At 34.3% G+C, this 10698-nt stretch carries 10 protein-coding genes, 1 tRNA gene and 2 pseudogenes; 9 read left to right on the top strand and 4 right to left on the bottom strand.

What is annotated here, in order from left to right; translation table 11 throughout:
- Positions 1 to 194, top strand: a pseudogene (locus BLS90_RS17000) (IS4 family transposase); the annotation flags it as partial.
- Positions 195 to 560: 366 nt separating this feature from the next.
- Here the strand turns inward: BLS90_RS17000 and BLS90_RS08750 are convergent.
- Positions 561 to 1022: a GNAT family N-acetyltransferase gene (locus tag BLS90_RS08750; protein ID WP_091257274.1), complete on the bottom strand. Its 462-nt coding sequence runs from the start codon at positions 1020 to 1022 to the stop codon at positions 561 to 563.
- 166 nt (positions 1023 to 1188) lie between these two features.
- On the opposite strand from BLS90_RS08750, the gene idi reads away from it, so the two are divergent.
- From idi to BLS90_RS08720, 6 genes are all read left to right on the top strand, one after another.
- A complete protein-coding gene (gene idi / locus BLS90_RS08745; protein WP_091257273.1) occupies positions 1189 to 1749 on the top strand; it encodes an isopentenyl-diphosphate Delta-isomerase in 561 nt (186 codons plus the stop codon).
- Positions 1750 to 1762: 13 nt separating this feature from the next.
- Positions 1763 to 2173 (top strand): 6-pyruvoyl trahydropterin synthase family protein, encoded by a 411-nt coding sequence (locus tag BLS90_RS08740; protein ID WP_091257272.1) that lies wholly within the window; start codon positions 1763 to 1765, stop codon positions 2171 to 2173.
- Positions 2173 to 2631: a peroxiredoxin gene (locus BLS90_RS08735; RefSeq protein ID WP_091257271.1), complete on the top strand. Its 459-nt coding sequence runs from the start codon at positions 2173 to 2175 to the stop codon at positions 2629 to 2631. Before BLS90_RS08740 ends, BLS90_RS08735 begins: the two co-directional genes overlap by 1 nt.
- A gap of 496 nt (positions 2632 to 3127) precedes the next feature.
- Complete coding sequence (locus BLS90_RS08730; protein ID WP_091257270.1) at positions 3128 to 3394, top strand: hypothetical protein; 267 nt, start codon at positions 3128 to 3130, stop codon at positions 3392 to 3394.
- A gap of 78 nt (positions 3395 to 3472) precedes the next feature.
- Positions 3473 to 3546: transfer RNA gene (locus BLS90_RS08725), tRNA-Thr, on the top strand.
- Positions 3547 to 3676: 130 nt separating this feature from the next.
- The gene (locus BLS90_RS08720) at positions 3677 to 4141 is read left to right on the top strand and encodes a hypothetical protein (protein ID WP_091257269.1); all 465 of its coding nucleotides are present in this window, start codon (positions 3677 to 3679) and stop codon (positions 4139 to 4141) included.
- Between the two features lie 134 nt (positions 4142 to 4275).
- Here BLS90_RS08720 and BLS90_RS08715 read toward each other — a convergent pair whose 3' ends face one another.
- The 3 genes from BLS90_RS08715 to BLS90_RS08705 all read right to left on the bottom strand — a co-directional run bounded on the left by BLS90_RS08715 (position 4276) and on the right by BLS90_RS08705 (position 8002).
- Entirely contained in the window at positions 4276 to 4986 is a 711-nt protein-coding gene (locus tag BLS90_RS08715) for a DUF4369 domain-containing protein (protein ID WP_091257286.1), read from the bottom strand.
- A gap of 217 nt (positions 4987 to 5203) precedes the next feature.
- On the bottom strand, positions 5204 to 7072 hold the full coding sequence (locus BLS90_RS08710) for a M61 family metallopeptidase (RefSeq protein WP_091257268.1): 1869 nt from the start codon (positions 7070 to 7072) through the stop codon (positions 5204 to 5206).
- 78 nt (positions 7073 to 7150) lie between these two features.
- Positions 7151 to 8002, bottom strand: a complete 852-nt coding sequence (locus tag BLS90_RS08705; protein ID WP_091257267.1) for a DUF6929 family protein — start codon at positions 8000 to 8002, stop codon at positions 7151 to 7153.
- A 137-nt stretch (positions 8003 to 8139) separates the two neighbouring features.
- Between BLS90_RS08705 and BLS90_RS08700 the strand changes: the two are divergent.
- Both BLS90_RS08700 and BLS90_RS08695 read left to right on the top strand, forming a co-directional pair.
- Positions 8140 to 9020 (top strand): annotated as a pseudogene (locus tag BLS90_RS08700) (PPK2 family polyphosphate kinase).
- A gap of 185 nt (positions 9021 to 9205) precedes the next feature.
- On the top strand, positions 9206 to 10654 hold the full coding sequence (locus tag BLS90_RS08695; RefSeq protein WP_091257266.1) for a PhoX family protein: 1449 nt from the start codon (positions 9206 to 9208) through the stop codon (positions 10652 to 10654).
- Positions 10655 to 10698: the final 44 nt, after the last annotated feature.

Genomic DNA, 10698 nt, shown 5'->3' with positions numbered 1-10698 from the left:
TTCTGATGGGAGTAATAAAGAAAAGTTTGAAAAGACAATGGTCTTTTTCCAATTTAGTTAGTTTTTGTAGAATTCATTTATTCAATTATATTCATCTAACTAAATTTTTAGAAAGCCCTGAAAAAGACTGGGAATTAAATACCAAAAGCGATGGGCAATTGGGTTTGTTTGATGATTATTTAGCAACCGGATAAAATTCGACAGAAGAAACCAAAAATTATATTTTTTAGTACATCGAATTCTCAGGAAAGTAGTCAAAAACAAGCTGAACTAGGTTTAAACCTCGTCAAGCCTTGAAAAACAAAGAAAAAATAACGTTCCGATTATTTTTATCGGACAACAATGATATAAATTAATAGTTTATAGTTTTGGCATTTAGAAAACTAAACTCTTTTTGAGAAAAATGTTAAAAAGAAAAGTTTTTTGCGTTGAAATTATTGGTTCCTAATGAATAGGTATCCTACTGTCAAGTAGCCATGAACAGACGTCTATAATAAGTTTTGATTATAGATTTTGACAGTCTAAAAAGAGGTTTTGATTTAGAAAAAAAATTGTACCCTTTATAAAATCATCCTCATATTTAAAAGGTGTTTTTTGAATCCCGCCTTTTCATACGCTTTAATGGCTGAATCATTGTCACTGTAAACGTCTAGTCGAAGTTCGAACACTTCGTGCACGTTACACCAGTATTTAAGTGCTTTGATGATGGAAGCGTTTACTCCCCTTCCTCTGTAATTAGGATCCGTAAACATAAATCCAAGATATCCATATGTTTCGTGATTCAAATAAGGTTTTGCAGCCTCTAATCTAGCGTATCCGGAGGCAATAATTTCTGTATTTATTTCAGCTACCAATACTTCTATATGAGGGGCAGTAATCATTTTTTCGAGATCATAATAATGAATGGGATCTTCTTTTAAAGTGGGTTCGTAAGAGCGTTCGGCAGTAATAATTCCTTGTTCAAAGACAAGAAGTTTTTGTAAGTCGGCAGAGCGTGCTTTTCGGATGGTTATAGGATGCATAGTGTTATTGATAAATATTTATAAAAATACAACAGAATTTTGAAAGGTTTAGCATCATTTTATTTAGATATTCTTTTAATAATTCCACTTCAACAAATCGAAAGAGAACGTTAAAGCCCTTATCCCTATTTATCTTTTTTGTATTTTTGACCTGAAATTCACCACTATGATAGAAGAAAATGTAATCCTAGTTAATAAAAATGACGAGCAAATAGGGCTGATGCCTAAACTTGAAGCACATGAAAAAGCGGTGTTGCATCGGGCCTTTTCTGTCTTTGTTTTGAATAGTAAAAATGAAATCATGCTGCAACAGCGTGCAGGTCAAAAATACCATTCCCCTTTGTTGTGGACCAATACTTGTTGTAGTCATCAGCGTGAGGGAGAAACAAATATTCAAGCTGGAAGCCGACGATTGTTTGAAGAAATGGGCTTCAAAACAGAACTCAAGGAACTGTTTCATTTTATCTACAAAGCTCCTTTTGATAATGGCTTGACAGAACATGAACTGGATCACGTGATGATTGGGTATTATGATGGGGAGCCCGTTATCAATTCAGAGGAAGTTGAAAGTTGGAAATGGATGAAAATTGAGGAAGTTAAAAAAGATATGGAGCTTCATCCTTTACTATATACTGTTTGGTTTAAAATCATTTTTGAAGAATTTTATCATTTTTTGGAAGAAAATAAAACTCCTCTTTCTTCGGAAGAGGGAACCCATAACACCTAATTTATTCTACTATATGAAAGTTACCATTTCGCGAAAAGCCCATTTTAATGCGGCACACCGATTGCACAGAAAAGATTGGAGTTTTGAACAAAACGATGCGATTTTTGGAAAGTGCAATAATCCTAATTTCCACGGACATAATTATGAACTGATAGTCAGCGTGACGGGAGAGATTGATCCTGAAACCGGCTATGTTATGGATGTGAAGTTTTTAAGTGATATAATCAAAGAGGATGTTGAGAATCAATTCGATCACAAAAATCTAAATTTAGATGTTGCTGAATTTCAAGATTTAAATCCAACAGCTGAAAATATAGTAGTTGTGATTTGGAACAAAATCAGAAAAAGAATAAAGTCAGAATTTGAATTAGAAGTAGTTCTATACGAAACACCTCGAAATTTTGTAACCTATAAAGGAGAATAATGGAACTAAAAGTAGGGGACAAAATCCCTAAATTTACAGCAAAAGATGCAGACGGAATTGATTTTGACAGTCAGAACGTTGTGGGACAAAAGCCCTTAGTTATTTATTTTTATCCAAAAGACAACACACCGGGTTGTACTACACAAGCCTGCAGTTTTAGAGATCAATATGAAGATTTTAAAGATTTGGGTGCTGACGTTATAGGAATTAGTAGTGATAGCGTAGCATCACATCTAAAGTTTACTAAGCAATACAAGTTGCCCTTTATTCTTTTGTCAGATTATGATAAAAAAATTAGAAAGTTGTTTGGAGTTCCTACTGGTATGTTTGGTTTGCTTCCAGGAAGAGTAACCTATGTTACCGATAAAAATGGAATTATACAAATGATTTTTGATAGTATGCTGGCTGCAAAACACATTCCTAAAGCACTACAAGCAATCAAAAAATTAGTGGTGTAAGATCTATTACTAAAGACAGTTATGGATCAATGGTTTTTTGATTCGATTTATTTCCAAAATATAAGACGGATTTATTAGTAGTATTTGAAAAATGGATGTTTTTTAAAGTAGAGGAGAATTAACTATATATTTCCTCTTCAAAATGATTGTTTTAAGTTATAAAACAAAACAAATATTCTGGAAATATCGTTAGTTCATTAATACATTCAGATTAACGTCTCCTAGGTTCGTCTTGATTTCATGTTACTGCAGGGAGTATTGCGAGCGATTAAATAGTGAAAGGGAGACATGTTTTATAATGGCTTAGAAATGGAATGTGGGAACTAAACAGGAAACTAATGCAAACGGAGTCCTATTTTGATTTTTAAGGGAGGAATATATTCATTCTCAAGGGAAAAGCTTCGATTTTAGAAATTTACATTTCATAGTCGGTAATAGAAAGATTATGTGTACTTTTGCATACGCAAATTAAAATTCAAATTTTAAAAAAATAAAAATGGCAAACATTAAGAATTTAAAAAAAGACATCAACTACGTTTTAGGAGATATTATTGAAGCAGTTTACTTGTTCGAAATTTCTACTACAGGAAAACCAACAACTGAAACAAATGGTTTAATCGATGAAGCTATCGCTGCTTTTGACGCTTTGATCACAAAAGTGAATGCAAAAAATGTAGAAGATAAAAAAGCACACTTCAAACAAATCAATGTTGAATTGGAACAAACTGCTAATCAATTGATTGCCAAAATCAACGAATTGTAGTTAAAAAAAACGCAAAAAAAGTTTGAATTTGTTTTGGAAAATAGAAATTCAGACTTATATTTGCACCCGTAATGAGTCGCCAGCGTAGCTCAGTTGGCTAGAGCAGCTGATTTGTAATCAGCAGGTCGTGGGTTCGAGTCCCTCCGCCGGCTCTTTAATAAAACCACCTAACTTTTGTTAGGTGGTTTTTTGTTTTAGGCTAAATAACAATTTAATTTCATTTTTATGTAATGTCATAATTATTTTGTTAAATTTGAAATCTAACCTAAACGTAAAATAAGTATGGAAGAGCATTCAGTAATCGAAACTTTCGAAATGAAACTTAATGGGTCTGCGAAAGACTTTTTAAAGGAAACAGCAAAATGGGCCTATTTTTTATCCATTCTAGGGTACATAGGAATTGGTTTTATTATTTTAGCTGCTTTATTCGCGGGAACACTATTTTCTGCTATGGGGAAAATGAACCCTGCTATGGGAATGATGGGTTCGTCCTTTGGCATTATAATGGCTTTTGTCTACCTATTTATAGCTGTTCTCTATTTCTTTCCAGTCTATTATTTAAATAAATTTGCAGTGAAGGCTAAAGCAGCAATCAAAACTAATGATTCCGAAACTTTGACTATTTCTTTAGGATATTTAAAATCACATTACAAGTACATTGGAATTATGACATTAGTTGTCTTTTCTATCTACTTTATAATGCTTGTGGGAATGATGTTAACTGGAATTGCCTATAACAACGCTTAAATAATAGGACGTATGGTGGCCTTTCGGCTTGATGCTTTGAATACAATAGCGCTAGCTCCTCGTATTTGTTGAAACAAAAAACCATCTTGCCAATGACAAGATGGTTTTTTATACTTTCTAAAAAAGAAATGAATCTATTTTTGATTTTTTACGCTAGTTACGTACTCTGTCAGTTTTTTACCGTATAGAGATTTTGCCACTTTTGGCGACATTGCTTTTTGAATGGTGTCTAAATACTTTACATTAATATCGTAAATTTCAGATAAAGCGATATAGGGGGAAACTTCAAAGTCTCTATTGTTTAAGGCGAAGTTAGTAGCAAATAAATATTTCCTTTTTATGTTTGAATCTTGTTTGGCACTGATGCTGTCAACTGCTTTTAAGTTTTGATTTTTGATGGCATTAAATTTTTTCTCAATTAGCGTTAAGTTTTCATCAGTGAAACGCATGTTAATTTTTTTATATTCTTCAAATATCTCATTGTTTTTTGAACCTGTAATTTTTGCGTCTGACAAATAGTGGTCCAAGCTAGTTTCAATAGTTATGTTTCCTGGTTCAGCAAAGAATGAAAGATTATTGTCTAGAGAATTACTCACACCACGATCTAGAAATAAATAAAGCATTTCAGGAGAATCTAAATCTAGATTACTTTCAAAGGTAGCCTTTCCGTCGATATTGATGGTGTCGATAGCGATCAATGCTGTATCTACAATTCGTTGAATATACAACGTTCCTTTTTTTAATCCTTTAATATTTCCAGTAATATGTACGTTGCCTTTAGATTCGTTTTTGTTACAAGCAGATAATAATAAAAGTGCAACGAATGCAATAATTGATTTTTTCATGGGAAAGTAAAATTTGATTTTTTTTTGGAGCATGACTTCGTAATTCTTTTATGATTTGTGCCGGAGCTTTTGAATTAAATCATGCCGATTTTAATAGTGTTTAGATTTGGCCGCAAAATAAAGAAAATTGTTGGAAAGAATTTAGATATGGTTCCAAATTTCACAAAAAAAATCCCAATCTATTGCTGCATTGGGATTTCTCAATTTATATTTTGGGTTATGCTTTAAGCCAAGCCTCTTTTAAGGTCGTTTTTGTTGTATCAGTAGCATTTAGTCCTTCTTTCTCTTCGTAAGGAAGTTTTACTTTGCCTTTGATCACTTGTTCTTTACCGTCTCGTTTTATTTTAATTGAGATCGCGTCATTTTCTTTCCAAGTTTGGCTGATAGTTATCATTTCGTAAATGTTATCCAAGGAGTATGATTGGTCATTGATGGACACTAAAATGTCACCGCCTTTTATCGCTAAATTTTTATAAAAATCGTTTAATTCGATTGCTGGAATCACGATAATTTCTTTTGTTTTTTGGTCTACTGTAATGTAAGGAGATTGTCCTTTTAGGAATACATTTCCAGGGACTTGCTTCAAAGATTTTGTAACTCCTACTTTGGAGAGGTAGGTTTCATAAGGAATGGGAGTAGCTCCAGAAACATAAGTTGTTAAAAAAGTGCCCACTTCAGGATAGGTTAATGATGTGATTTTGGCGAAAAGCTCCTCATCATTAAAGGGTTTAGCAGCACCATATTCAGTAGATAACTTTTGCATTAAATCAAGAATTCCTCTTTGACCGTTACTTTTTTCTCTAATGATGATATCTAGGCACATTCCTATAAGCGCTCCTTTTTCATAAACGTTCAAGTACTGCTCTTTATAAGGTTCTGTCAAAACATTAGCACTCATGGTTGTGAAGGGCATGGTATCATTCATCGCATTTGCATGCTCAATTTTTTCTGACATGCGAGTGTAAAACTCTTCCTCGGAAATTAATCCTTGATTGATTTGAAAAAGATTAGCGAAATACTCCGTAACTCCTTCATACATCCATAAATGTTGTGACATTTTTGGTGTGTTGTAATCAAAATAATGAATTTCTTTAGAATGAATCGACAATGGAGTTACAATATGAAAAAATTCATGCGAAACTACATCTTGCATTGATTTTACCAACTCTGCTTTAGGCATCATTTCCGGTAAAACTACGGTAGTTGCCGTTGGGTGCTCTAAAGCTCCAAATCCTTTAGCGTCAGTAGGCGTCAGGCTTGATAAATACAATAAAACACTGTATTTTTTTGTAGCATTGATTTTTCCTAAAAACGTTTTCTGAGCCGTCATCATCGTTTTCATTTCTGGAGTTATGCTTTCGGCAGTTACTTTTCCAGATGGGGAATACACACCAATTAAGATTTCCATACCATCCACCGTAAAAGTAGTGTAGTCCGGTTTAGCATACATAATTGGATTTTCGACCAATTCCGCGTAACGGGCTGTAGTAAATAAATCATTTGTAGTGCTTGCATCCATGTCCGTCATTGATGTAGCTCCCCAAAGTGTTTCCGGATGTGAAATACTTACGGTGTACGGAAGGTCTTTTTTATCTTGAAAATAGCCTACAAAACCATGCATGTTAAGCATGAAATTTTTAGCTGCATCAATATTTGTCCCAGCTGGTGAAAAAATATCAGTATTGCCAAAACCACTTCCTTTTTCAGTGTCAAAAGTATCGTTTACCAGGTAGGTGATTTTTGCTAATGTTTTCGCATTTTTGATGTTCCAGGTATTCTCATCTGTTTTGGTCGTTGAAAGTAAGGTGCCTTTGCTGTCAAATGCTTTGAAATCTTCAATGTATTTCCCATAATCATCAATAGAGTAAGTTCCAGGAACAATTTTAGGAATGCTGTAGGTTACTTCATCCAGGCTTATTTTTGGGGACGTAACGACAACCATAACCTTATCCTCTTTAACATTGTTTAAATCGATAGCAACAGCCACTTTTTCCGTAGCAGGTTTTGACATCGTGTTCCCTGTTCCGGCAGTTTTGCAGCTCCAAAAAACGGAAGCAAATACTAATGCAAAAAATATTCTTTTCATGGGTCGTGTTTTTGTTTTTAATTAGTAGTCTCAGTTATGGAACAATTGTTACAAGGGAGCGCAATTTTTCAGCCTTGTTTAAATGATTTTATCGGAGTCCAAGTCGAGACTTAGTTTGTAAATGTCCGTTTCCAAAGTATCGGTATCTTTATCTTCACACAATAAGAATTCAATTTTTTCTTTTGAGTGCTCATATAATGTTAGGCCTTCGAACTTATGGCTATCACTGATTTTTTTTGTAAAATTAATTTTCATGGTTTTCAGATCAATGCTTCCAATAAGGCTTCCTAATACGTCACCATCTTCGTAAGTAGATGTCGTATCTTCGGCTGTGGCCAAAAAATAAATGGTGCTTTCTACTAGAATTCCATCAGTGAAACTGCTGTGAACTCCCTTTATTCTTGGCAGTTGATAGGCGTAAGATAGAACAGTAATTTGCTTGGTCAGTAGTTCTCCTTGTACTTCTAAAAGAACATTTTTAGTAGAACTTCCATTCCCACGGTTGAATAAATACCAACTTTTGCCATTGTAAATTGCGCCTTCAATATTAAAATCTTCGGGTTTTATTTCTGCAGAATTTTGTAGAATTGCATACAGATCTGTAAGATCATTTGTAGCTACTATTTTTTTATCAGCTGCATTAATTTGTACCATTTTGTTTCTTTTTTGGGTTGAACCCGAACCAAAAACGTAAATGCTTTCGCCAAAAGTCGTAATGGCTTCAAAATCTGGTTTTTCCTTTTTAAGAATGTTTTCGGATGGATTTTCCAGAAGTGGATGGCGCTTTAAATTTCGAGAATCCATCTCATATTCGTAAAGATAGCTGCTGTTGTCACCGATAATCAGAAGTGAATTGTCTTTGTAAATCAGTCCCGATGCAGCTCCAATACCGCTGATTTGAAATCGTTGTTCCAATGTGAATTTTTCCATTGTGCGTGTTTTGAAAAAGAGTCCCTATTCCCGATTTTTTCTCTCTTTTGTTTTAAAAAAGAAAAGATTCAAGCGTACAGCCGGAAAAGGCTTATTATAATTTATTATATTTGAGAGGTAAAGATAAATTATTTCTCATGAAGTCAATAAATCCAAATGATTTTAAAGTAGTCAACCCCATTGAATTGTCAAAATTACCAACCAATTTAGATATTGGTGCGAGTGATGATAAAAAAGAAGATAAGTTAGAAAACGTAAGCAGTAAATTGAGCGATTTACAGGACGTAATGTATGCGCACAATCGTTACGGTGTTTTGATTTGTTTGCAAGGAATGGATACCTCTGGAAAAGACAGTTTGATACGCGAAGTTTTTAAAGGATTCAATTCCCGTGGAGTAGTAGTGCATAGTTTTAAAACGCCCAATTCTGCAGAACTGGAACATGATTACTTATGGCGTCATTATTTGGCTTTGCCAGAAAAGGGAAAGTTTACTATTTTTAATAGGACCCATTATGAGAATGTTTTGGTTACGCGGGTACATCCTGAATACATCCTGAATGAAAATTTGCCCGGTATAGCAACTGTGGCGGATATTAATCCTGAGTTTTGGGACAATCGCATGGAACAGATCAGAAATTTTGAGAAGCACATTACCCAAAATGGAGTTATCGTGTTGAAGTTCTTTTTGCATTTGAGCAAGGAAGAGCAAAGACAACGTTTGTTGCGGCGTTTAGAAGAGGGAAAACACAATTGGAAATTCTCTACGGGAGATTTAAAAGAAAGAGAACATTGGGATGAATACATGCAGCATTACGAAGAGGCAATAAATAATACGTCTACTGAAAAAGCACCTTGTATGTTGTTCCCGCTGATGATAAGGAAATGGCCCGTTATATTGTAGGTAAAATTATTTGGGAAGAAATGCAGCAACACAAGGATATCCAAGAGCCAAAAATGGATGAAAAAGTCAAAGCAAATATTGAAATGTATAAGGATATATTGAAAAAGGAGGTTTGATTTAATTAATTTTCGTACAAAAGTTACTTGAAGTTTATGATTCTATTATGATACGGTTAGGATGTAAATTTATTGTTTTTAGTGCTTTTATAAACCGCCAACTGTTAGCTTTTTGTTAATGTTCAATTCATTCAGAGTTTAAATTCACAGCATTACTTTGCTTAAAATTTAAACAAACAACCAAAATGAAAAGAACTATTTTACCAATGTTATTTTTAGCCTCATTATTCTCCTGTGAGAATGATTCTAAATCTTCTAACCAAACAACAAGTGTTGTTTTAGCAAATCAATCTGTAACTCCGGTGTTATTGAAAAAGCAATCAGGATTTGAAAACCTAGAACTTTTTTCACTAATCACTTCAGATGATGTTTTGGCAGGAAGTCCAAATTTTGTTTTTGGAGGTTCTTCGGATGGATCAGGATTGCTGAAAAATACAGATGGAACTTTTACTTTTTTGGTCAATCACGAGGATAATTTTGCAGTATCAAGAGTCACTTTGGACCAAACATTCAAACCAACAAAAGGAGAATATTTATTGAATTCTAATGGCGGAACGTGGAGATTATGTGGCGCTACGATGGCAACTGTCGCTGAACATGGTTTTGGACCTTTATTTTTGACTTGTGGAGAATCTGGTGAGGAATCTCGTACGCATGGAATTAATCCTTTTTCAGATGTTGCATCAGCATCAGTTTCTAAGGAGTTACCGGCTTTAGGTAGGATTAGTGCTGAAAATGCTTTGCCATTAAAAGCGTCTGCCTTTGCGGGTAAAACTGTAATTGTAATTGGGGACGATGATTCAGGAACGTACGGAGGTCAAGTATTTATGTATGTTTCAAATACTGTTGGTGATTTAATAAATGGATCTCTGTACATGATGAAGAGAACAAACGACAATCAGAGAGAAAAAGATATGGTAGTGAATCAGTCCTACGGTGTTTCTTTTGTGAAAATTGAAAACCATACCACAATGACTGGAGCCGCTATCAACGCCGCTGTAAATACATTGAAAGGAATCAAATTTGGTAGAGTAGAGGATTTGGATTATAAAAAAGGTTCGGATGCGGGAGCGAGAGAAATTTACTTTAATGTTACAGGACAAAACACAACTGGAAACAATGCAGATGCCTCAAGAACAAAATATGGTAGGGTGTACAAACTGAATTTAGAGGCAAACAATCCTTTGGCTGGAACCCTTGAAGTACTTCTTGATGGAGATGATCGTACTGGAATTGCAGGAAAATTTCAAAATCCAGATAATATCTGCGTGACAAAAAACTATGTTTATGTTCAGGAAGATGCTAATGGCTATGGCGATGAAACACATGACGCTTACATTTATCAATACAATATGGCAACGAAACAGCTGAAAGTAGTGGTAGAGTTGGACCACCGTCGTACTGCTACTGATGCAGCCAAATATAATGTTGGAGGAATAAGTAAATTTGGAGATTGGGAATACGGAGCCATGATTGATGTTTCCGATCAATTAGGAATTGATGACACTTTTTTATTGAGTGTTCAACCTCATACCTGGAGAGGGACAAAGTACAAAGGAGTGGATGGAGGAACAAATCGTCCAAATGAAGATCAGGCAAGTCAAATCGTTTTGATCAAAGGATTAGCACGATAAATACCATTGAAATAATTGCAAGTAGCCACGGTTTCAATTTTTAC

This window comes from Flavobacterium omnivorum (assembly GCF_900099915.1).
In the GTDB taxonomy this organism is placed as follows: domain Bacteria; phylum Bacteroidota; class Bacteroidia; order Flavobacteriales; family Flavobacteriaceae; genus Flavobacterium; species Flavobacterium omnivorum.
This window is presented reverse-complemented; position numbering and strand designations above follow the sequence as displayed.

Coding starts and splice junctions, on each gene's coding strand:
- BLS90_RS08735 (WP_091257271.1), top strand. CDS start 2,173: ATGGAACTAAAAGTAGGGGACAAAATCCCTAAATTTACAGCAAAAGAT.
- BLS90_RS08695 (WP_091257266.1), top strand. CDS start 9,206: ATGAAAAGAACTATTTTACCAATGTTATTTTTAGCCTCATTATTCTCC.
- BLS90_RS08750 (WP_091257274.1), bottom strand. CDS start 1,022: ATGCATCCTATAACCATCCGAAAAGCACGCTCTGCCGACTTACAAAAA.
- BLS90_RS08740 (WP_091257272.1), top strand. CDS start 1,763: ATGAAAGTTACCATTTCGCGAAAAGCCCATTTTAATGCGGCACACCGA.
- BLS90_RS08705 (WP_091257267.1), bottom strand. CDS start 8,002: ATGGAAAAATTCACATTGGAACAACGATTTCAAATCAGCGGTATTGGA.
- idi (WP_091257273.1), top strand. CDS start 1,189: ATGATAGAAGAAAATGTAATCCTAGTTAATAAAAATGACGAGCAAATA.
- BLS90_RS08730 (WP_091257270.1), top strand. CDS start 3,128: ATGGCAAACATTAAGAATTTAAAAAAAGACATCAACTACGTTTTAGGA.
- BLS90_RS08720 (WP_091257269.1), top strand. CDS start 3,677: ATGGAAGAGCATTCAGTAATCGAAACTTTCGAAATGAAACTTAATGGG.
- BLS90_RS08715 (WP_091257286.1), bottom strand. CDS start 4,986: ATGAAAAAATCAATTATTGCATTCGTTGCACTTTTATTATTATCTGCT.
- BLS90_RS08710 (WP_091257268.1), bottom strand. CDS start 7,072: ATGAAAAGAATATTTTTTGCATTAGTATTTGCTTCCGTTTTTTGGAGC.